This window comes from Mycobacterium sp. 012931 (assembly GCF_000419295.1).
GTDB classification, from domain to species: domain Bacteria; phylum Actinomycetota; class Actinomycetes; order Mycobacteriales; family Mycobacteriaceae; genus Mycobacterium; species Mycobacterium marinum.
Genome location: NZ_AOPX01000001.1, coordinates 2,317,252 through 2,338,194, shown reverse-complemented (window position 1 = coordinate 2,338,194; position 20,943 = coordinate 2,317,252). Strand labels below are relative to the sequence as shown.

The 20,943-nt window shown below is 66.4% G+C and carries 17 protein-coding genes and 4 pseudogenes; 5 read left to right on the top strand and 16 right to left on the bottom strand.

From position 1 onward, the window contains the following. Positions 1–256 precede the first annotated feature (256 nt). On the bottom strand, positions 257–2,584 hold the full coding sequence (locus MMSP_RS10460; RefSeq protein ID WP_020786570.1) for a pyruvate dehydrogenase E1 component: 2,328 nt from the start codon (positions 2,582–2,584) through the stop codon (positions 257–259). A gap of 138 nt (positions 2,585–2,722) precedes the next feature. Here MMSP_RS10460 and MMSP_RS10455 point away from each other — a divergent pair, with 138 nt between their 5' ends. Next, positions 2,723–3,211 (top strand): Lrp/AsnC family transcriptional regulator, encoded by a 489-nt coding sequence (locus MMSP_RS10455; RefSeq protein ID WP_012395638.1) that lies wholly within the window; start codon positions 2,723–2,725, stop codon positions 3,209–3,211. Between the two features lie 299 nt (positions 3,212–3,510). Continuing rightward, a complete protein-coding gene (locus MMSP_RS10450) occupies positions 3,511–3,930 on the top strand; it encodes a MarR family winged helix-turn-helix transcriptional regulator (RefSeq protein WP_012393620.1) in 420 nt (139 codons plus the stop codon). 15 nt (positions 3,931–3,945) lie between these two features. On the opposite strand, the gene MMSP_RS10445 is transcribed toward MMSP_RS10450, so the two are convergent. The 3 genes from MMSP_RS10445 to rpsB are packed head-to-tail and all read right to left on the bottom strand — an operon-like array spanning position 3,946 to position 7,032. Continuing rightward, positions 3,946–5,364, bottom strand: a complete 1,419-nt coding sequence (locus MMSP_RS10445) for an amidase (protein WP_020786569.1) — start codon at positions 5,362–5,364, stop codon at positions 3,946–3,948. 20 nt (positions 5,365–5,384) lie between these two features. Continuing rightward, entirely contained in the window at positions 5,385–6,200 is an 816-nt protein-coding gene (tsf, locus tag MMSP_RS10440) for a translation elongation factor Ts (RefSeq protein WP_011740116.1), read from the bottom strand. 1 nt (position 6,201) lies between these two features. After that, on the bottom strand, positions 6,202–7,032 hold the full coding sequence (rpsB, locus tag MMSP_RS10435) for a 30S ribosomal protein S2 (protein WP_015355195.1): 831 nt from the start codon (positions 7,030–7,032) through the stop codon (positions 6,202–6,204). 304 nt (positions 7,033–7,336) lie between these two features. Here rpsB and MMSP_RS10430 point away from each other — a divergent pair, with 304 nt between their 5' ends. Beyond that, complete coding sequence (locus tag MMSP_RS10430; RefSeq protein ID WP_020786566.1) at positions 7,337–7,843, top strand: M23 family metallopeptidase; 507 nt, start codon at positions 7,337–7,339, stop codon at positions 7,841–7,843. 21 nt (positions 7,844–7,864) lie between these two features. On the opposite strand, the gene MMSP_RS10425 is transcribed toward MMSP_RS10430, so the two are convergent. From MMSP_RS10425 to MMSP_RS10390, 8 genes and pseudogenes are all read right to left on the bottom strand, one after another. Next, positions 7,865–8,773 (bottom strand): tyrosine recombinase XerC, encoded by a 909-nt coding sequence (locus MMSP_RS10425; protein WP_012393616.1) that lies wholly within the window; start codon positions 8,771–8,773, stop codon positions 7,865–7,867. A 31-nt stretch (positions 8,774–8,804) separates the two neighbouring features. Continuing rightward, positions 8,805–9,965, bottom strand: coding sequence for a lactate 2-monooxygenase (locus tag MMSP_RS10420; RefSeq protein ID WP_020786565.1), 1,161 nt, complete (start codon positions 9,963–9,965; stop codon positions 8,805–8,807). Between the two features lie 23 nt (positions 9,966–9,988). Next, positions 9,989–10,837: pseudogene (locus MMSP_RS10415) on the bottom strand (siderophore-interacting protein). Between the two features lie 32 nt (positions 10,838–10,869). After that, a pseudogene (dprA, locus tag MMSP_RS10410) lies at positions 10,870–12,041 on the bottom strand (DNA-processing protein DprA). Next, positions 12,038–13,549 (bottom strand): YifB family Mg chelatase-like AAA ATPase, encoded by a 1,512-nt coding sequence (locus MMSP_RS10405; protein ID WP_020786562.1) that lies wholly within the window; start codon positions 13,547–13,549, stop codon positions 12,038–12,040. The pseudogene dprA and the gene MMSP_RS10405 overlap by 4 nt, the downstream one beginning before the upstream one ends. Then, a complete protein-coding gene (locus MMSP_RS10400; RefSeq protein ID WP_011740111.1) occupies positions 13,549–13,917 on the bottom strand; it encodes a YraN family protein in 369 nt (122 codons plus the stop codon). Before MMSP_RS10400 ends, MMSP_RS10405 begins: the two co-directional genes overlap by 1 nt. Before the next feature lie 116 nt (positions 13,918–14,033). Further along, positions 14,034–14,855 carry a formate dehydrogenase accessory sulfurtransferase FdhD gene (gene fdhD / locus MMSP_RS10395; RefSeq protein ID WP_020786561.1) on the bottom strand — a complete coding sequence of 274 codons (822 nt, stop codon included), beginning with the start codon at positions 14,853–14,855 and terminating at the stop codon, positions 14,034–14,036. A gap of 134 nt (positions 14,856–14,989) precedes the next feature. Then, positions 14,990–15,970 carry an NAD-dependent epimerase/dehydratase family protein gene (locus MMSP_RS10390; protein WP_015355188.1) on the bottom strand — a complete coding sequence of 327 codons (981 nt, stop codon included), beginning with the start codon at positions 15,968–15,970 and terminating at the stop codon, positions 14,990–14,992. 117 nt (positions 15,971–16,087) lie between these two features. Here MMSP_RS10390 and MMSP_RS10385 point away from each other — a divergent pair, with 117 nt between their 5' ends. Further along, positions 16,088–17,446, top strand: coding sequence for a wax ester/triacylglycerol synthase family O-acyltransferase (locus tag MMSP_RS10385; protein ID WP_011740108.1), 1,359 nt, complete (start codon positions 16,088–16,090; stop codon positions 17,444–17,446). 77 nt (positions 17,447–17,523) lie between these two features. Then, positions 17,524–18,308: pseudogene (locus tag MMSP_RS10380) on the top strand (ANTAR domain-containing protein). Between the two features lie 5 nt (positions 18,309–18,313). Here MMSP_RS10380 and MMSP_RS10375 read toward each other — a convergent pair. From MMSP_RS10375 to rplS, 4 genes and pseudogenes are all read right to left on the bottom strand, one after another. Beyond that, entirely contained in the window at positions 18,314–18,619 is a 306-nt protein-coding gene (locus tag MMSP_RS10375; protein WP_012393608.1) for a DUF2469 domain-containing protein, read from the bottom strand. Between the two features lie 4 nt (positions 18,620–18,623). After that, a pseudogene (locus MMSP_RS10370) lies at positions 18,624–19,458 on the bottom strand (ribonuclease HII). 2 nt (positions 19,459–19,460) lie between these two features. Then, complete coding sequence (gene lepB, locus MMSP_RS10365; protein WP_020786558.1) at positions 19,461–20,324, bottom strand: signal peptidase I; 864 nt, start codon at positions 20,322–20,324, stop codon at positions 19,461–19,463. A 111-nt stretch (positions 20,325–20,435) separates the two neighbouring features. Further along, positions 20,436–20,777, bottom strand: coding sequence for a 50S ribosomal protein L19 (rplS, locus tag MMSP_RS10360; protein ID WP_012393605.1), 342 nt, complete (start codon positions 20,775–20,777; stop codon positions 20,436–20,438). Between the last annotated feature and the right edge of the window lie 166 nt (positions 20,778–20,943).

The following is a 20,943-nucleotide window of genomic DNA, read 5'->3' as shown; positions in this document are numbered from 1 at the left end:
TGCGCTAGCGCATTTGAATATCGCAAGAGCGTGACGGCTCTGCTGGTGGCCAATGTGGGCATTGTGAGCAATGAGTGATCATCGCGATCGGCCCAGCAGCCGCCCCTGAGGTTGCCCGTCTGGGCCTCACCGCGTGCCCGCGCACCAATTTGACGGGGCCTCCGGTGACTGCCGGTATATCGGGCGAACCGAAACCATTCGAAGCCGCAATCGACGTCAGCAGCGCTCATTCATCGATGCGATCCCACGTTTGGTTTTAGGTAGCCACATCCAGGGCCGCTCGCACAATGCTGTCGGTGTCGATGCCGTGGTAGCGGTAGACGTCCTCGAGCGTCCCGGCCTGGCCGAATCCGGATACTCCCAACGCGGTCAAACGGACCTGCTGGATGTTGGTCAGGAAAGCAAGGGCGTGAGGGTGTCCGTCGAGGACGGTGACCATCGGTGTCGCACGGTCGGCGGGGAAGAGCTGATCCAGAATCCAGGTATCGGCGGATCTCCTGCCCTGACGCGCCTGCCACGCTTGAAACAGCAGGCCGGGGCTGGTGATGCAGAGCACGTCGGCCGGCACCCCGGCCCGATTGAGCCGGTCGGCCGCGGCAAGGGCCTCGGTGATCACCGCACCCATCGCCGCAATGGTCACTTTCGCGCCGTCTGGGCGCCGCAACGGATAGCCACCCGCAACCACCTGGCGGCGACGACGCTCGCGGGCGGCGGGGTCATCCGGTACGGCGGCCAGGGCCTGGTCCACAGGCCGAGTCGACAACCTCAGGTAGGCCGACGTTCCATCGGGTCTTCCGAGCCGGGCGAGGCTGGCCAGCAGGGTCCATTCGACATCGATCGCGAACGCTGGCTCATAGCTGATGCAGCCCGGTTGTTCGAGCCCGATTGATGGGGTCTTGATGGACTGGTGTGCACCGCCTTCGGCGGCCAGGCTGACCCCTGACGGAGTGCCGATGAGGATGGACTGGCCGCCCGCGTGGATCCCGAAAGACCATGGTTCGAGCGCCCTCTCGACGAATGGGTCGTAGAGCACCCCGATAGGGAAAAGCGTTTGTCCCCAACGACTCCACGTGGCGCCCAGTTCGCCGATCAGGCCAACCAGGTTCGTCTCTGCGATGCCGAGTTCCATATGTTGCCCGCTGGGACGTTCGTTCCAGTGCATCAGAGTCTGGGCATCATCGGCGAACCAGTTGTGTCGCTCGCTCGCCGACCACACCCCGACCTTGTTCACCCATCCAGCCAGGTTAGTCGTCGAGCTGACGTCAGGGCTGACCGTGACGACACGCTTCGCCGCGTCGGGTGCCTCGCGGATCAGGTCGAGCAGGACACGGCCGAGAGCGGCCTGGGTCGTTGCGGTGCCTTTGGGAGTACGACCGATGTCGCTCGGGACGGTTGGGGATTCGGCGGCCGGAATCGGGTCGCGCCGCAGCCGCTCTGCGGTCTCGGCGCAGAGCCGCCCCATCGGGCCCTCAGGCGCGAAGCGTTGCCAAGGGCTATTGGGGTTCATTCCCAGTCGTGCTGCCAGAGCGGCGTATTCGTCATGGCTGAGCAGGGCGGAATGGTTCTGTGGATGGCCCTCTGTGGGCAGGCCGAAACCCTTGATCGTGTAGGCGATGATGACCGTGGGTCGGGTGTCATCGATCTGTTGGTATGCCTCGATCAGGGCGGCCAGGTCGTGACCGCCCAAATTGCGGATCGCCGCCGTGAGCGTCGCGTCATCGATGTCGGCGATCAACGCGGCGATTTCGCCGGAAAGTGGACCGTCACCGGGGAGTCGCTGGCGGATCTGCTCGGCATCGCAGCGCAGCAGACGTTGGTATTCCGCGTTTTCCATCGCAACGATGCGCCGGCGCACCGCTTCCCCTCCGGGACGGCTGAACAGGGACCGGAGAAGTCGGCCAAAGTTGACTGTTATGACCTGCCAGCCTGCCGCGTCGAACATTGTCTCGAGTCGGTGCGCAGCGATGTTGGGCACCACTCGGTCCAAGGACTGGCGGTTGAGGTCGACGATCCAGACGACTTCGCCGAGTTCGGCGATCCCGGGATCCAGTATGGCCTCCCACACCGCACCCTCGTCGAGTTCGGCGTCGCCGACCAGAGAGTACTGCCGACCGTTGCCGCCGGCATCCAACTGGGCGTTGACGTAACGGCGCGCCACTGCCCCCCAGATCGGGGCGGTTGCCCCGATCCCGACTGACCCGGTCGAGTAGTCCACCGGATCCGGATCCTTGGACCGGCTCGGATAGGACTGCAGGCCACCGAACTCACGCAGCGTGGTCATGTGTTCTTCGTCCAGCGCGCTGAGCAGGTAATTGATGCTATGCAACACCGGTGAGGCGTGGGGCTTGACCGACACCCGATCCCCGGCCTGCAGTTGTTGAAGCCACAGTGAAGTCATGATGGTCACCATTGACGCGCTCGAGGCCTGATGGCCGCCGACCTTCAATCCCGAGCTATCCGACCGCACCCGGTTGGCGTGATGGACCATCGACGTCGACAGCCACAGCACCCGCTCGGCGATGGCCTCGAGTGTGTCGACACTGACGATTCCACGACTGGTATCGACTGAGGTGGTCGAGTTCATGGTGCCCCGCCTAGGAGATTGGCCTGTGCAGATGAATCAGCAAGTGCAACGGTCTCATATGATTTCGGCAAGTAGGTCGATAAAATCTGAGCAATATGCTCACATGGGATGTGTTACTTCGGCCTCAAGGAGGGCAATATGCCCAAGCGGGATCACCTCATCGATGACATCGATACGCAAATCCTGCACGCCCTGATCAAGGATCCGCGCGCGGCCGTAGTCGCGCTGGCGCACACTACGGGGTTGGCCCGCAACACGATTCACGCACGGTTGGCCAAGCTGGAAGCGGACGGCGTCCTTCAGTCTTTCGAGCGCCGCATCGATCCTGCCGCACTTGGCTATTCGCTGACCGCCTTCATCATGGTGACCGTCACGCAACGCAAACTGGGCGAGATCGGCAATGCACTCGAGGGTGTGCCCGAGGTTCTCGAAGTCCACGGGCTCAGCGGTGTCACCGACTTGCTGGTCCACATCGTCGCCCGCAACGCCGAGGACCTTTACCGCATCGCAGGTCAGATCCTTGACATCGACGGCGTCGAGAAGACCACAACGGGGCTGGTGATGAGGCGCCTGGTCGACTATCGGCTCAGCCCGTTGCTGGCTTCCGCCCAGTCGACCGGCAAGTGAACGTCGGCGACCAGAGCATCCGAAAGACAGGGCTCCGGCGTTAACGCCGGAGCCCTGGGGGCCAACCGCTTTCAACTGGGTTTCCGGGTGCCGCCGGACCCAAACACCGATAACCCGGGAATTGTTTTGCCACACCGATCTAGCTGCGGGGACTGTGCATTTTCAGTTTGTTTCCTTTTACACTGCAGCATCATTGGCATCAGCTCTTACAGCGGCATCAATTGCCGGCCTTTGCTGAACCAAGCGCTTCCCGGCGACGATCGCGACCGCCTTCCGCGCGATATGTCAGGATGGTTGACATGGGTCAAGCCGAAGAAGCCCCGCTAGGGTTCCTGCTCTACCGGGCCGCAGCGGTGCTGCGGCCAGAGGTTTCTACCGCACTGAGCCCCCTGGGGCTGACGTTGCCGGAATTCGTCTGTCTACGCATACTCTCGGCGTCGCCCGGCCTGTCCAGCGCCGAGTTGGCCCGCCACACCAATGTCACACCGCAGGCGATGAACACGGTGCTGCGCAAATTGGAAGAGGTCGGCGCGGTATCGCGCCCAGCATCAGTGCCCTCCGGTCGCGCCCTGCCTGCCACCTTGACCGCACCCGGACGGGCCTTGTTGAAGCGCGCGGAGGTCGTCGTGCGCGGCGCCGATGACCGCATCCTGGCCAAGCTGACCCCAGCTGAGCAGCGTGAGTTCAAACGGATGCTGGAGATGCTGGGCACCGAATAGCGGGCACGTCTACATTCACCCGGGTACGTGGATGCGCGCGAAAGGCTGCGCTTCCTCCAATTCGTAGGCCAGCTCGAGCAGGCGGGCTTCGCGGCCGATGTCAGCCGTGAGCATCATGCCCACCGGCAACCCATCCGAGGATTGGGCCAGCGGTAGCGAAATCGCCGGGTCACCGGTGACGTTCTGCAGCGGAGTAAAGGTGACCCACTTGCGCAGCCGCTCGATGACCTGGTGGTAGTCAGTGGGCGAAAGGTAGCCGACCTGCGGCGGCGGGTCCGCGAGGGCAGGCGTGAGTACCACGTCATAGCGTTGGAAGAACCGCTCTGTGTGCCGCCGCAGCGTACGCAACCGGGCCACCGCCGTGGGTAAGCGGTGCACATTGCGGTTGGCGTGGCGAGCCAACCCGAGTGTCAAACTGTCCAACCGGTTGCGATCGAACGACTTACCGAAAGAATAGCGGCCGGTAAGCACCTGCGCGGTGGCCAAGAAGCCCCAGTACAAGATGAAGTCGTCGGGCAAAGACTCCGGTACCGGAACCTGTTCGACATATTCGACCCGGTGCCCAAGTTCCTCGAGAAGCCCGGCGGTCTTCAATGTCAGTTCCCGCATCTCGGTGCCGCATTCACCGTCGACCGAGCGAGTCACCACCGCGATCTTGAGCCGCTCGGTGCCGGGCCGGGTGACGTCCCCGATGGGTGGCAATCCACTCGGCCGCCAGCTGCGCTCGACCTCGCGGTAGATGGCAGCGGTGTCGCGCACCGACCGGGTCAGCACACCATTGGCGACGATGACCAGTGGCAGTCGGCGCAATTGCGAATTCAATGGCAGCCGACCGCGCGACGGCTTGAGCCCGACGAGGCCGTTACAGGATGCCGGAATTCGGATCGAACCCCCGCCGTCGTTGGCGTGCGCGATCGGCACCACGCCCGCGGCCACCAACGCCCCCGATCCCGACGAGGAGGCGCCCGCGGTGTGGCCGGTATTCCACGGATTACGGACCGGGCCCAACCGGGGATGCTCGGCCGCGGCGCAGAAGCCGAACTCCGACATCTGCGTCTTACCCAACGCGATCAATCCGGTAGACAGCAGTTCCCGGGCAATCTCACTGTCGGTACCGGCCCGACGGGGCACCCACGCGTCAGTGCCCCGCATCGTCGGCAGGCCACTGACGTCGACGTTGTCCTTGATATAACTCGGCACCCCGCCGAAGAAGCCGCGCCCCGACCCGCGCCCGTGCTGCTGAGCCGCGTCTCGCGCCCGGTCAAAATCGGCGTGCGCCACGCCGTTGAGCCGGGCGTTGACCGCTTCGGTCCGCGCGACGGCGGCCTCGACAACCTCGACCGCACCCAACTGGCCGGACCGGATGGCATCGGCTAGGCCGACAGCGTCAAGGTCACCGAGGACGTCGTCACCGAAAGCGTGGACACGGACCATACGGTCGACGGTAGCCCAAGCTAGGCCTGGCCCACCTCGAACCGGACGAACTGCGTGACCGTCACACCAGCGTCGTCGAGCAGAGCCTTGACGCTCTTCTTGCTGTCGGACACCGAGGGCTGTTCGAGCAGCACAGCGTCCTTGAAGAAGCCGTTGAGCCGGCCCTCGACGATCTTGGGCAGCGCCTGCTCGGGCTTGCCCTCTTCCTTTGCGGTCTCCTCGGCGATACGGCGCTCGCTGGCCACCAGGTCTTCGGGCACATCCTCGCGCGAGAGGTAGCGCGCCTTGAGCGCGGCGATCTGCAGTGCCACCGCATGCGCCGCTTCGGCACCGGCACCGGTGTACTCGACCAGCACCCCGACCGCCGGCGGCAGGTCGGCCGCCCGACGGTGCAGGTAGGTCTCGACCGTGCCGCCGAAGATCGCGACGCGACGCAGTTCCAGCTTCTCGCCGATCTTGGCCGAGAGCGCCCCGATGGCCTCCTCGACCGTCTGACCGCCGATGCTGGCCGCCTTGAGCGCGTCAACATCAGCGGCCTTCGACGCCACCGCCGCAGCGACGATGTCGTCGGCAAGCTTCTGGAACTCCGCATTCTTGGCGACGAAGTCCGTCTCGCAGTTCAGCTCGATGAGCGCGCCATCCTTGGCAGCAACCAGACCCTCGGCGGTCGCACGCTCGGCGCGCTTGCCGACGTCCTTGGCACCCTTGATCCGCAGCGCCTCGACGGCCTTGTCGAAGTCTCCGTCGCTTTCGGCGAGCGCGTTCTTACACGCGAGCATGCCAGCACCGGTCAGCTCCCGAAGTCGCTTGACATCGGCAGCGGTGAAGTTCGCCATTTCAGCCTTCCGTGGGGGTTGTTTCGGTTGCGACAGCGCCTTCGGCCGGGGCGGTGGCAGTGGCACCGGCAAGCAGCTCCTGCTCCCATTCGGCCAGCGGCTCCGCGGCCTCGACCACAGGCTTGCCATCACCGCGGCCCGCTCCGGCACGTGCCTGCAGGCCCTCGGCAACCGCGGAGGCAATCACCTTGGTCAGCAGCGCGGCCGAGCGGATCGCGTCGTCGTTGCCCGGGATCGGGTAGTCGACCTCGTCGGGGTCGCAGTTGGTGTCCAGGATCGCGATGACCGGGATACCCAGCTTGCGGGCCTCGCCGACGGCGATGTGCTCCTTGTTGGTGTCGACAACCCAGATCGCCGACGGCACCTTGGCCATGTCGCGAATACCACCGAGGCTGCGCTCGAGCTTGTTCTTCTCCCGGGTCAGGCCCAGGATCTCTTTCTTGGTGCGGCCCTCGAAGCCACCGGTCTGCTCCATGGCCTCGAGCTCCTTGAGGCGCTGCAGCCGCTTGTGCACGGTGGAGAAGTTGGTGAGCATGCCACCCAGCCAGCGCTGGTTCACGTACGGCATGCCGACGCGGGTCGCTTCGGCGGCGACGGACTCCTGCGCCTGCTTCTTGGTGCCGACAAACAGCACGGTTCCACCGTGGGCGACGGTCTCTTTGACGAACTCGTACGCCTTGTCGATGAAGGTCAGCGTCTGCTGAAGGTCGATGATGTAGATGCCGTTGCGGTCGGTGAAAATGAACCGCTTCATCTTGGGATTCCAACGACGGGTCTGGTGCCCGAAGTGGGTGCCGCTGTCAAGCAGCTGCTTCATGGTTACAACAGCCATGCTGATGCCTTACTTGTGTCGGTTGTTCGCCCGGTATCGGCTGAAACCGGGGCCCTGGCGCCTGCCGCGATGCCGAACCCGCTCCGGAGACTCCGGCTACGGGACCGCTCGGCATGCTGTTGCGGATCCCTGAACTACCGGGCCGCGAAGCAGACGCGCGAAGTCAGCCCGCGGTTGCGAGCTGCGTCGAGAAGTTTACACCGAAGCCGGCGACGGTTTTTCCACAGCGGCCCCGTGGCGCATAGATCCGCGAATTTGGCTGGCAAGGACGCCGGCGGCGCATTGAACTGATCATGTGCGACGGGTGACGGTGGCTGCATCCTGGTTGGCATCCTGGCTTGCCGCCTGGTCGCTGCTGGGCGCGGCGGCGGCACATGCCGACGACACCCGGTTGCAGTGGCCGTTGCGGCCGCCGGCGGTCGTGTTGCGTGGTTTTGATGCACCCACACCGAATTGGCGCCCCGGGCATCGCGGCGTCGACTTGGCCGGGGTCCCCGGCGAGCCGATCTTTGCCGCCGGTGACGCGACCGTCGTGTATGCCGGAACCTTGGCGGATTGGCCGGTCGTTTCGCTGGCCCATCCAGGCGGCTTGCGCACCAGCTACCAGCCGGTGCGCCCGACGGTGCGAGCCGGCCAGCACGTGACGGCGGGATCAGCGGTAGGCACCCTGGTGGCTGGGCACCCGGGCTGCCCAGCCAAGGCGTGGCTGCATTGGGGCGCGATGTGGGGGCCGGCGTCGGACGCCCACTATGTCGATCCGCTCGGCCTGCTGAAATCCACCCCGATCCGGCTCAAGCCCGTGACGGGCTGAGCTCCCCGCCGGAGGGCCCGGCTAGGCCCGCGGATGGGCCTGATCGTGTACGGCGCGCAGTCGCGAGACCGCCACGTGGGTATAGAGCTGGGTGGTGGCCAAACTGGAATGCCCGAGCAACTCCTGGACCACCCTCAGGTCGGCTCCACCTTCAAGCAGATGGGTGGCCGCGCTGTGACGCAACCCGTGCGGCCCCATGTCGGGGGCCCCATCCACCGCGGCGACGGTTTGATGAACCACCGTGCGGGCTTGCCGCACATCGAGGCGCCGGCCCCGGGCGCCGAGCAGCAGCGCCGGACCGGACTCCGCCGTTGCCAGTGCCGGACGTCCGTCTGCCAGCCAGGCCTGAAGCGCTTCGGCAGCGGGCTGGCCAAACGGCGCGGTGCGCTGCTTGTTTCCCTTCCCGAGCACCCGCACCAGCCGATGGCCGGTGTCGACGTCGTCGATGTCAAGACCACACAGTTCGCTCACCCGGATCCCGGTGGCATACAGCAGTTCGACGATCAAGCGGTCCCGCAAGGCCAGCGGATCCCCTTGCTGCGCGCCGGACTTCGCCGCCGTCATGGCCGCCAGCGCTTGGTCCTGGCGCAGCACGGCGGGCAGGGTGCGGTGCGCCTTGGGCACCTGCAACCGCGCCGCGGGGTCGGTGGCCAACAGCCCGCGCCGCACCGCCCAGGCGGTGAAGGCCTTGACCGCAGAGGTGCGCCTGGCCAGCGTCGTTCGGGCCGCCCCGGCCCCCGCAGCGGTAGCCAGCCACGACCGCAGCACGGGCAGACTCAGTGCCCGCAGGTCAGCGCCGCGGCCGGCGAGGTAATCCAGCAGCGATCGCAGGTCGCCCAGATACGCGCGACGAGTGTGGGCCGAGCGGCCGCACTGCAGTGCGAGGTATTCGTCGAACTCCTCGAGAATCGCTTCGCTGTTGTCCGGCACTCCCCCACCGTCGCAGACAGCGCTGCGGGTTTCAGTTGACGCGCCGCAATGTGTCCGGGGTGAGATCTTTGCGCGTGGGATACCCGTCGACGGCCATGATCAGGTCGGCTTCGGCGAGCAGCATGCGCAGTACATGCACGACGCCGTCCACGCCGCCCAGCGCCAATCCGTAGGCGTAGGGCCGCCCGATGCCGACCGCCGTCGCGCCCATCGCCAGCGCCTTGATGATGTCGGCGCCACTGCGAATCCCCGAGTCGAAAAGCACCGGCAGCCCGTCGGCCGCCTCGACCACACCCGGCAGACAGTCCAGGGCCGGAAGACCGCCGTTGGCCTGGCGTCCGCCATGGGTGGAGCAGTAGATGCCATCCACGCTCCCGTCCTTGGCGCGCCGGGCGTCATCGGGATGGCAGATGCCCTTGACGATGAGTGGCAGATCGGTGAGTTCGCGCAGCCAGGCGAGATCGCTCCAGGTCAGCGGGTTTCCGAAGAGCTGGGCCCAGCGCAGCACGGTCCCCTGCGGGTCTTCCTCCGGGGGGCGGGGCAGGCCGGCGCGGAACACCGGGTCGCTGGTGTAGTTGCTCAGGCAGTGTCCGCGTAGTTGGGGAAAATTGGCGGTGCTCAGGTCACGCGGCCGCCAGCCGGGGATCCAGGTGTCGAGGGTGACCACGATGCCCTTGAAACCCGCGGATTCGGCGCGCTGCACCAGGCTGGCGGCCAGCTCGCGATCCTTCGGCGTGTACAGCTGAAAGAACCCGGGGGTGTCACCGAACTCGGCGGCCACGTCTTCCATGGGGTCGGCTGTCAGGGTGGAGACCACCATCGGGACTCCGGTACGGGCCGCCGCGCGCGCGGTGGCCAGATCGCCGTGGCCGTCCTGGGCGCACAGTCCGATGACGCCGATCGGTGCCAGGAAGATCGGTGAGGGCAGGGTCAGTCCGAACATCTCCACGGTCAGGTCGCGTTCCGCGGCACCGACAAACATGCGCGGCATCAGACCCCACCGGTCGAAGGCCTCACAGTTGGCGCGCTGGGTGCGCTCGTCGCCGGCCCCGCCGACCACGTATGACCACACCGACGGCGGCAGCGCCATCTGAGCCCTGGACTCCAGTTCGGCGAAGGCCATCGGCAGCCCTGGCACTACCCCGGATAGCCCCTGGAAGTAGATCTCGTACTGATAGTCGCCGAATGCCATGCGATGAGAATGCCAGCCGGCGGTCAGCTACCCGCTTCTGACTCCGCCAATTCCCTTTTCCAATGCCGGAACGTCTCCTCGGTGCGCCCGCGTCGCCAGTAACCAGAGATTGAGGACGCCCATTTCGCATCCACACCCCGCTCCTTGCGGATCTAGGGGCGCAAGTTGTGCATGACGGCCTGGGCCTCGCCGTGGATGAAGACGTGCACCTGACCGGGAAGCCACAGGGCGGTCTTGACGGCCTCGATCAGCGGCGCATGGTCGCCGGCACGATCCGCTGAAACCAGATCGGCGCGACCACCGCGGTAGACCCAGTTGATCTGGACCGACTCCGGCGCGCGCAATTCGATCTCGTCGTCGGGACCGGCAACCTCGATGAACGCTTTGCCGACAGCGTCGGCGGGCAGCGCCTCGAGCGCAGCGGCGATGGCCGGCAGCGCGGATTCATCGCCGGCCAGCAGATGCCAGTCGGCCTCCGGGTCGGGCTTGTAAGCGCCGTTAGGACCCATCAGGTAGACCGGCTCGCCAGGTTGCGCGGCCGCCGCCCACTGACCGGCTACCCCGTGTTCGCCATGCGCCACGACGTCGAGCACGATTTCGCGCGCCGCGGCGTCGACACGACGGACGGTCAGGGTCCGCACCGCGGGCTGCTTCTCGGGCGGAAGACTGGAAAAGCAATCCAGTGTCAACGGCCGAGGCAGTGCGGCCACGCCGACGTCATGCGCGACGAAAACCAGCTTGACGTAAGAGTCGGTGAATTCGCTGGGAACGAATGTGTCGAAGCCGCTGCCACCGACTCGCACCCGGACCATGTGGGGCGCGAGTTGTTGGGTACCCACGACTTCGAAGGTGTGTACAGGTCGACCCGCCACTACGCCTCCTGTCCAGATCCGACCCCAGTCGACTATACGAGCCGCGCCCGCACGCCCTCGGCCGCGGGCCGTGCGCGGCCGGCGCGCACCAGGCGCCACCGCCCGCCGTCACGCTCGGCCAGTCCGGCCACCTCGAGGATCGCCAACCGCCCCATCACCTGTTCGGCCACCAGCCCGGATGCGACAGCGATCTCGTCGACGCTCATCGCGCCGCGACCCGGCAATGCCTCATAGGCCTGACTTTCGGACTGGCTGAGTCCGTCCAGGACGGACGTGGGACGCGATTGTTCGAGGGACAATTCGCCGATCCGACCGACCAGTTCGACTATCTCATCGGCGCGGGTGATCAGCTGCGCCCCGTTGCGAAGCAGCACATGGCAGCCCGCCGAAGCCGATGATGTCGCCGGCCCGGGCACCGCGGCCACGATCCGCCCCAGCGCCCGAGCCCACGCGGCGGTGTTGGCGGCACCGCTACGCAGCCCCGCTTCGACCACGACCGCGGCGCCACCGAGAGCAGCCACCAACCGGTTGCGGGTGAGGAACCGATGCCGGGCCGGCCGCACACCCGGCGGGTATTCGGTGACCAGCAAGCCGTGCTGGCCGATCCGATGAAGCAGGGCCGAATGCCCGGTGGGGTACGGGATGTCGATCCCACCGGCCAGTACCGCCACCGTGGTGCCCTCGGCAATGAGCACTGCGCGATGGGCCGCTCCGTCGATTCCGTAGGCACCGCCGGAGATGACCGCAACGTCACGTTCGACCAGGCCGCCAGATCCGCGGCCATGTGCTCGCCATATGCCGTCGCGGCGCGGGTTCCCACGAGAGCGGCGGCGCGCTGAACCACCTGGTCGAGGCGAGCGGGGCCCTGCACCCACAACGCCATCGGAGCTCCGCCGTTTCCCTTCGCCCGGATCGCCGAACCAGAAAAAGCCGTGAAGGCCACCACCGGCCACTCGTCGTCGTCGGGTGTGATCAAGCGCCCGCCACGGCGCGCGAGTTGCTCGAGATCCGCTGCGGCCCGATCGATTTCGCATCTGGCCCGGGTCAAGCGGGCAAGCTCGCCGTCAACCTGGCCGCGCCGGATCCGCTCGGCCGCCTCTACCGGGCCGACTCGTTGCACCAGGGCAGCCAATTCCGCGCACGGCGGCTCCGCCACGCGCGACAGGTAACCCCAGGCCCGCAAGGCACTATCGGACGCGCTCATCGGCAAGCTCCCGGCTGCCGAAAGCTCAGCGCGGTCGACACCTCGTCCAGGCCGGGTGCCGCCCGGCCGGCCAAGTCCGCCAGACTCCACGCGACTCGCAGAGTTCGATCGACACCGCGGATGCTGAGCAGCCCCCGATCCAGCGCCGTGCGCAACGGGACCATCGCTGAGTTGCCAAGCCGGAATTCCCGACGCAGCAGGGGGCCGCTGACTTCTGCATTGGCGCGAAAGCCGTGCGGCTGCCACCGCTGGGCGGCCGCGTTGCGGGCCTGGGCCACCCGGTCACGAACCTGCGAGGTCGACTCGCCCGCCACCGCCGAGAAGGCTCCGGCCCGCACCGGATGCATCTGTACCCTCAGGTCCACCCGGTCCAGCAACGGCCCCGACAGTTTGCCGAGGTAACGTCCCTTCACCGCCGCCGCACAGATGCAGTCTTGCGGGTCCGCTGGAGCGCATGGACACGGGTTTGCGGCAAGCACCAGCTGAAATCGGGCCGGGTAACACGCCACTCCGTCGCGGCGGGCAAGGCGGATTTCTCCGTCCTCCAACGGAGTTCGCAACGCTTCCATGGCGCTGACGCTGATCTCGGCGCACTCGTCGAGAAACAACACCCCACGATGTGCCCGGCTGACGGCGCCAGGGCGGGCCATGCCCGTGCCGCCCCCCACCAGCGCGACGACGCTGGAACTGTGGTGCGGCGCCACGAACGGCGGCCGGGTGATCAGCGGGGTGTCCCCCGACAACAAACCAGCCACCGAGTGGATCGCGGTGACCTCCAGTGACTCGCCGCGCGACAGCGGCGGCAGTAAACCCGGAAGGCGTTGTGCCAGAATCGTTTTGCCTACCCCGGGAGGACCGGTCAGCATGAGATGGTGCGCACCGGCCGCCGCCACCTCGACCGCAAAACGCGCTTGGGACTGCCCGAGCACATCGGCCAAGTCGGCCGAAGTCCCCTCGCTGGTGGCCGCGGGCCCGCTGCGACTGTCCAAACCGGCAGCACCCGTCAGCCAGCCCTGCAGTTGTCCCAGGGTGCGCACACCCCAGACATCGATGCCATCCACCAGGCTGGCCTCGGCCAAGTTATCCGCCGGAACCACCACGGCCGGCCAGCCATCGCGCTTGGCGGCCAACACGGCCGGCAGCACGCCACGCACCGCGCGGACCCGGCCGTCCAGCGACAACTCCCCCAACAACAGCGTCTTTTCCAAACGCTGCCACGGCTTTTTTCGCTGCGCCGACAACACCGCGGCGGCCAGGGCAATGTCGTAGACCGAACCCATTTTCGGCAGGGTGGCCGGCGACAGTGCGAGCGTCAGCCGAGCCAATGGCCAGCTGTTGCCGCAGTTGGTGACCGCCGCGCGAACCCGGTCGCGGGATTCCTGCAGTGCCGCGTCGGGCAGACCCACCAGATGCACCCCCGGCAGCCCCGAGCTGATGTCGGCTTCGATTTCCACGATCTCGCCGTCCAGCCCGCACACCGCCACCGAGAACGCCCGCCCCAGCGCCATCAGCCCACGCCCATCAGATGCGTAATCTCGGGGTTGGCGCTGCGGCCGATGCGCACCCCGATGACATCGAGGCGCACGGCCGCCCAGCCGCGGTCCTGACCGGCCAGCCACAACCCGGCCAGGCGGCGCAGCCTGCGGACCTTGCCTTCGGTCACCGCCTGGGCCAGCCCGCCGTACCCGTCGCCGGTGCGCGTCTTGACCTCAACGAACACCACGGTGCGGGTGGCAGCTTCACAGGCGATCACATCGAGTTCGCCATAGCGGCACCGCCAGTTTCGGGTCAAGATCTGTAGCCCCTGACCGCTCAGATGCTCCACGGCCAGCTGCTCCCCCAGGGCTCCCAGTTGCATGCGAGTCAACGTCTTCATGCGCCCAAACCTGCACGCCGGACCCGACACTGGCCGCCGGACCGAGGGCGTCAGGGAAGCAAAACCGCCCGATTATCAACAGTCGCGCACTCGTCCACAACGGGCCGACAGTGGATTCAGACGATGCGGTCCGGGCGCGTGTAGACGTTCATCGAGTCTTCCCGCAGAAACGCCACCAGCGTCATCCCGGATTCTTCGGCCAGCGAGACCGCCAGCGACGACGGGGCGGAGACCGCGGCCAGCACCGGGATCCCGGCCATCAGCGCCTTCTGCGTCAGCTCGAACGATGCGCGACCGCTGACCAGCAACACCGACCCCGCCAACGGAACCCGATCGTGCTCGATGGCCCAGCCGATGACCTTGTCTGCCGCGTTGTGCCGGCCGATATCTTCGCGGATCACGTGCATTGTGCCGTCCGCGCTGAACAACGCCGCGGCGTGCAGGCCGCCGGTGCTCGCGAAAACCTTTTGGCCACTACGGAGTTGGCCGGGCATCGCCTCGAGCGCACCGGCCGTGATGGTGGCCGGATCGTCGCCGGGCAAAAATCGGCTGATCAGCCGCACCGCGTCCAGCGACGCCTTGCCGCAGACTCCGCACGACGAGGTGGTGTAGAAGTTGCGGGTCACATCGAGGCCCGGCGGGCTTACCCCGGGCGCCAGCGTGATGTCCAAGACGTTGTAGGTGTTGGCGCCATCGGCACCGCGCCCGCCGCAATAGCGGACCGTCAGCACATCGTCACGGTGGGCGATCACCCCTTCGGTCAGCAGGAAACCGCGCGCGAGCTCAAAATCCGAGCCGGGGGTGCGCATGGTGACCGATATCGGCACACCGTTGACGCGGATCTCCAGCGGCTCCTCGACGGCCAGGGTTTCCGGTCGGGTGATCGCATCACCGGCGGCGAGGTGCTTGACCCGCCGACGCGCCGTTACGTGGCCCACTGACCGGCTTCGATTGGCCCCGCCGCCGAATCGCACCGGCAGGAGGCCACGGCATCGGCAGGGACCGCAGAACACCCGAACACGGCCTCAACGTACCTCGATTGCGAACCGCCTGTCGGATCGGCCGGCCGCCGTCATATCGCTGCAGCCAGCGCCGACAAGGTTTCAGCTGACGAGTGCGTCGGCGACCACCCGAGTTCGCGTTTCGCCTTGGCGGTGTCCATCACCACGGGTTGTCGCACCGCATGAAGCCATTCGAGCAGCGGGGGTACCAGCGGCAACCGGGAAATAGCCGCGGATGCGACCGAGGCGGCGGCCGCTGGGACCCGGACCGGACGGCCGCCCAGCGCCCTGGCCATGTCGGTGATCGTCACGACCCCGTCAGCGGCGATGTTGTAGGCCCCCGCGGGCACCGGTGCGGTCGCCGCCAACGCTATCGCGGCTGCCACGTCGTCGTGATGCACCAGCTGCACCGGGACACCCGGATCCGGCACGATCGGCTTCAGCATCGGCACCACCCGGCTCAGCGCGCGCACCGGCGCGGGCACCTGCCTGCACGGCATGGCCTCGGCCAACGAGTAGGCGTGCGGGCCCGCGACGATACACGGGCGCAGGACGAACACCTGCAGTAACGAGTCCTCGGTGATCTTGGCGAGCTCTGCCTCGCTTTGCGCCTTCTGCTCGGAGTAGTAGTGCTCCGGTGATCCGCGCGCGGGTACGTCCTCGGTGATGGCCGCCGGGTTGTCCGAGTGGTAGCCGTAGGCCGCCACCGACGACGTGTAGACCAGGCGGCGTGGCCGGCGCGCCGCGACGGTCGCTTCGAAGACGTTGCGGGCGCCCTGCAGATTGACCTGCGCGCTCTCGGCACGCGATCCGAGCTTGATGAACGCCAGGTGGACCACCACATCGGCCTGGGCGACCAACGCGTCGACCGCATCGCGATCCAGGATGTTGCCCCGCTGATAGGTGGTCTTGGACCAGCCGTAGATGGCCGGGTCAAACGGCCGGCGCGCCATACCGACGATCGACGCCACGGCCGGCTCCCGCTCCAGCGCGGTGACCGCCGAGATGCCGATATCTCCAGTCGGCCCGGTAACCGCGACAGCAACACCCACCTAGAATGGGTTTCCGCCAGCGACCGCGCCCAAACGCAGGACCAAAACCCGCAATGTGTGCGGGGCCTTGCGCGCGGCTATCCCGGTTGGTGTTGCTCGAGTTCGGGGAGACGAATGATGAAGCTGATCGCACCCACCGATTCCATGTTCTTGCTCGGCGAATCGCGCGAACACCCGATGCATGTGGGGGGCCTGCAGCTGTTCCAGCCGCCCGAGGATGCCGACGAGAACTTCGTCACCGAGGCATATGAAGCCATGCTCGGCTGCACCGACGTCCAGCCCATGTTCCGCAAGCATCCCGCGTTCTTGGGCGCGATGACCAACTTCGCGTGGACATTCGACGACGACGTGGAGCTCGACTATCACTTCCGCCGGTCCGCTCTCCCCCGGCCAGGCCGGGTACGGGAGCTCCTCGAGCTGACCTCTCGGCTGCACGGCAGCCTGCTCGACAGGCACCGGCCCCTCTGGGAAGCCCATCTGGTGGAGGGACTCAACGACGGGCGCTACGCGGTCTACATCAAGTTCCACCATTCCTTGCAGGATGGGGTTTCCGCGCAGAAGCTGATGCAGCGCGCATTCAGCACCGATCCGGATGACGATGAGATCCGGGTGCCGTGGGAACTAAAACCGCGGCGCCGCTCGAACCCGGGGCACAGATCCTCACCGCTTCGGCTACTCACCGAGACGGTTGGCGCCACAGCATCTCTGGCGCCCTCGGCGCTGTCACTGGCCCGCGCGGCGCTGCTCGAGCAGCAACTGACCCTGCCATTTCGAGCCCCGAAGACGATGTTCAATGTCCGGATCGGTGGAGCACGCCGGGTCGCCGCCCAGTCCTGGTCCCTCGATCGCATCAAGGCGGTGAAGAACGCGGCAGACGTCACCGTCAACGATGTCGTGCTGGCGATGTCGGCCGGCGCGCTGCGCGCCTACCTGATCGATCAACACGCGCTTCCCGACGCCCCACTGATCGCCATGGTTCCGGTGAGTCTGCGAAAGGAAGGCGATGCCGATCGCGGCGGCAACATGGTCGGCACCCTGCTGTGCAACCTCGCGACCAACCTCGACGACCCGATGAAACGCCTCCAGGTGATCAGCCAGTCGATGTCGGACAACAAGAAGGTGTTCGCTCAGCTTCCCCGCATCCAGCAGCTGGCGTTGTCGGGCTTACTGACCGGCGGTTTGGTGTTCGGACTGGTTCCCGGTTTCGTGGCCACCGCGCCGCCACCGTTCAACGTCGTCATATCGAATGTTCCCGGCGCGCCCAACCCGCTGTATTGGCGGGGCGCGCGGCTGGTCGGAAACTATCCACTCTCAATTGCCCTGGACGGCCAGGCGATGAACATTACAGTGACCAACAACGCCGACAATCTCGATTTCGGGCTCGTCGGTTGCCGGCGCAGCGTGCCTCGCCTGCAGCGCATGCTCGGGCACTTGGAGACATCGCTGAAAGAGTTGGAACGCGCTGTCGGAGTTTGAGGGCCCGGCCAGGCCCGATAATCTACGCCAGCGCACTGGGGGGCGACTCCCCCCTGCCACCCGAAGTGAGGGAACACGTGACGGCCACACCGAAGGACAGCAACCCGGACTCGGTACCGGGTGGGACGACCGCCGACCCGGCGACAGTCTTTGCGGCCCTCGCCGAGATCATCTATCAGGGCGCCCAACCCGCCGAGATGTACTCCGCGATCTGCATCGCCGCCACCCTGATCGTTCCGGGGTGTGACCATGCCAGCTTGCTGGTCCGCACCAATGACCGCTACATCACCGTCGGCGCCAGCGACCGGCTGGCCCAGCACGTCGACGAACTCGAGCGCAAAGCCGGCGACGGCCCGTGCATCGACGCCATCGAGGAAGAAACGCCGCAGATCGAAACGGACCTGACCACTCCGACGCAATGGCCGAAGTTTGCGGCCGCGCTTCTGGCCCAAACACCGGTACGCGCGCCATGGGATTCCGGCTGCTGGTCGACAAGCGCAAGGGCGCCGCACTCAACCTATTCAGCGAAACCCCCAACAGTTTCGATACCGAGTCCGCCGGCCGTGCGGCGGTGCTGGCATCGTTTGCGAGCGTGGCGGTCAACGCCATCGCACACGGCGAGGATGCCGCCAGCCTGCGCCGCGGGCTGCTCAGCAACCGCGAGATCGGAAAAGCCGTCGGCATGTTGATGTTGCTGAATGGGTTCACCGAGGAAGAGGCGTTCGACCTGCTCCGCCACCATTCCCAGAGCCTCAATATCAAGCTCGCCGATGTTGCCCGCACCGTCATCGAAAACCGTGGCCAGCTGCCCCCCGAAGCCCTCGAAACCGACGACACGGCCAACCCCACCGTCAGCGGCTAGGAGAACTATTCGGGCAGCCTCAGCTCGGGCTTCTCCACCTCTTCGATGTTGACGTCCTTGAAGGTGACCACCCGCACCTGCTTGACGAACCGAGCCGGCCGGTACATGTCCCATACCCAGGCATCGGCCAGTCGTAGCTCGAAATACACCTCGCCATCGGCGTTGCGCGGCACCATCTCCACGCTGTTAGCCAGGTAGAAGCGTCTCTCGGTTTCCACGACGTAGCTGAACTGGCCGACGATGTCCTTGTATTCGCGGTACAGCGAGAGCTCCATCTCGGTTTCGTACTTCTCGAGATCCTCTGCACTCATCTGCTCAGACGTCCTTCTCCCAACAATTTGCCAGATCTCCCGCTCGGGGCCCTGCAGGACTCCGCGCGCCACCGGCGGCGCCGATCGCCGCCCGGTCGGAAATCTTGCCCCATCTTTCCCTACCCGGTTCCGTCACGCTCTTGGGGAGGGTCCGCTTCGCGCTCGGCCGTCGCGGCGCCGTTGGACCGGGTGGCCACTCGGCGAACGTTGATGAACGACCGACGATGCTCGGGGCAGGGCCCTAGCTGGGTCAGCGCCAGGGTGTGTGCGCGGGTGCTGTAGCCCTTGTGCTCGGCGAATCCGTATCCGGGGTACTGGGTGTCCATCGCCACCATCAGCCGATCGCGGCTGACCTTTGCCAGCACGCTGGCCGCGGCAATGCAGGCGGCGGCCGCGTCGCCACCGATCACCGGCAGCGACGGCACCGACAGTCCCGGGACCCGAAAGCCGTCGCTGAGCACATAGCCGGGGCGCACCGACAGCCCGGCCACCGCCCGCCGCATGCCTTCGATGTTGGCCACGTGCACACCACGACGGTCGACCTCCACCGACGGAATGAACACCACGTGATAGGCCAGGGCATAGCGGCAGATCAACGGGAACAGCTTTTCCCGAGTCTTTTCGGTGAGTTTTTTCGAATCGTCGAGGGCGGCCAGGCTCTCGTAGCGATTCGGCCCGAGTGCGCAAGCGGCGACCACCAGCGGGCCCGCGCACGCACCTCGCCCCACCTCATCCACACCGGCTACCGGTCCCAGACCGCTGCGCTGCAGCGCGGACTCCAGAGTGCGCAGTCCGGAAGACTTGCGGATCACGGTTCGTGGCGGCCAGGTGGTGGCCACGGTTAATGGCCCGTTTGGGGGTTCACCGAACGCACCACGCCCCACCGCGACGGCGGCCACACGATGAACCGCGCCTTGCCGATGACGTTGGCCACCGGCACGGTGCCGGCCATGGCGTCCCCGGTGCACAGCATGGGGCAATGTGCCCGCGAATCCGCCGAGTGGGTCCGATTGTCGCCCATCACCCACAGCCGGCCCGCCGGGACGGTCACCGGCCCGAATTCGCTGCCCAGGCAGGGGTAGACGGATGGGTCAGCCAGCATGGTGGCCGGATCCAGATATGGCTCCTTGAGCGGCTTACCGTCGACGGTCAACCCGGTGTCGGAGCGGCATTGGACGGTCTGTCCGCCCACCGCGATGACGCGTTTGACCAAATCGTTCTCGTCCGGGGGCACGAAACCGATGAACGAGAGGGCGTTTTGCACCCAGCGCAGCGCGGTGTTGCTCGAACGTATCGACTTGTAGCCGACGTTCCACGACGGTGGCCCCTTGAAGACGATGACGTCACCGGGCTTGGGTGAAGTGAACCGGTAGGTGAGCTTGTCCACCATGATGCGGTCACCGACGCAGGTCGAACACCCGTGCAGGGTGGGCTCCATCGACTCCGACGGAATCAGGTATGGACGCGCCACAAACGTCAACATCACGTAGTAGATCACTATCGCGATGACGGCCAGGGTCGCGAATTCACGCAGGGTCGATTTCTTGGCCGGCTTCGACTCGTCCTCGTCGGCCGCCCTCGACTCCGCCCCAGGTTCTTCCTGAGCCGCCGCACCCGGGGCATCAGCACCTCGAGCAGCGAGCGGCGCCTCCGACTGACCTGCGTCGGGCTCGCGCTCAGATGGGGAGTCCGTGGTTTCGGTCACGTGATCAGCGTAGCCAGCGCGCGCCGTAGCCTTCGAGACTGGCGAGCCACTGGCGAGTTGAACCGCCCGTGGTGCCCAGGCAGGCCGGGATGGCCACCAAGGCCGCGCCGGTCAGCGCTTCTCCTTGATCTTGGCCTTCTTGCCGCGCAGTTCACGAAGGTAGTACAGCTTGGCGCGACGAACGTCACCACGCGTTACCACCTCGATGTGGTCGATGTTCGGCGAGTGCACCGGGAACGTCCGCTCGACGCCGACGCCGTAGCTTTCCTTGCGCACTGTGAACGTCTCGCGGATGCCCCCACCCTGCCGGCGAATCACCACACCCTTGAACACCTGGATACGCTCCTTGGCGCCCTCGATGACTTTGACGTGCACATTGATGGTGTCGCCCGGGCTGAAGGCCGGGATGTCGTCGCGCAGCGACGCCTGGTCGACGAAGTCCAGCCTGTTCATTGGAAAGACACTTCCTCCGGATCGCGGCTCGGCAGACCGCATACACGCAGGCACGCGGCACTTACCAAGCCAATGGATATGGGCTTTATGGGTGTATCTCGCAACAGGCGGAGCAAGCGGCCCGCCGACAACTGCTAAAGACAACTGACCAATTGTGCCAGACGGT

Bases quoted from the DNA above. Each gene is read 5' to 3' on its own strand.
- MMSP_RS10460 (WP_020786570.1), bottom strand. From the start codon at position 2,584: ATGAACTCGACCACCTCAGTCGATACCAGTCGTGGAATCGTCAGTGTC.
- MMSP_RS10455 (WP_012395638.1), top strand. From the start codon at position 2,723: ATGCCCAAGCGGGATCACCTCATCGATGACATCGATACGCAAATCCTG.
- MMSP_RS10450 (WP_012393620.1), top strand. From the start codon at position 3,511: ATGGGTCAAGCCGAAGAAGCCCCGCTAGGGTTCCTGCTCTACCGGGCC.
- MMSP_RS10445 (WP_020786569.1), bottom strand. From the start codon at position 5,364: ATGGTCCGTGTCCACGCTTTCGGTGACGACGTCCTCGGTGACCTTGAC.
- tsf (WP_011740116.1), bottom strand. From the start codon at position 6,200: ATGGCGAACTTCACCGCTGCCGATGTCAAGCGACTTCGGGAGCTGACC.
- rpsB (WP_015355195.1), bottom strand. From the start codon at position 7,032: ATGGCTGTTGTAACCATGAAGCAGCTGCTTGACAGCGGCACCCACTTC.
- MMSP_RS10420 (WP_020786565.1), bottom strand. From the start codon at position 9,965: ATGGCATTCGGCGACTATCAGTACGAGATCTACTTCCAGGGGCTATCC.
- MMSP_RS10405 (WP_020786562.1), bottom strand. From the start codon at position 13,549: ATGGCGCTGGGGCGGGCGTTCTCGGTGGCGGTGTGCGGGCTGGACGGC.
- MMSP_RS10400 (WP_011740111.1), bottom strand. From the start codon at position 13,917: ATGAAGACGTTGACTCGCATGCAACTGGGAGCCCTGGGGGAGCAGCTG.
- MMSP_RS10385 (WP_011740108.1), top strand. From the start codon at position 16,088: ATGAAGCTGATCGCACCCACCGATTCCATGTTCTTGCTCGGCGAATCG.
- MMSP_RS10375 (WP_012393608.1), bottom strand. From the start codon at position 18,619: ATGAGTGCAGAGGATCTCGAGAAGTACGAAACCGAGATGGAGCTCTCG.
- rplS (WP_012393605.1), bottom strand. From the start codon at position 20,777: ATGAACAGGCTGGACTTCGTCGACCAGGCGTCGCTGCGCGACGACATC.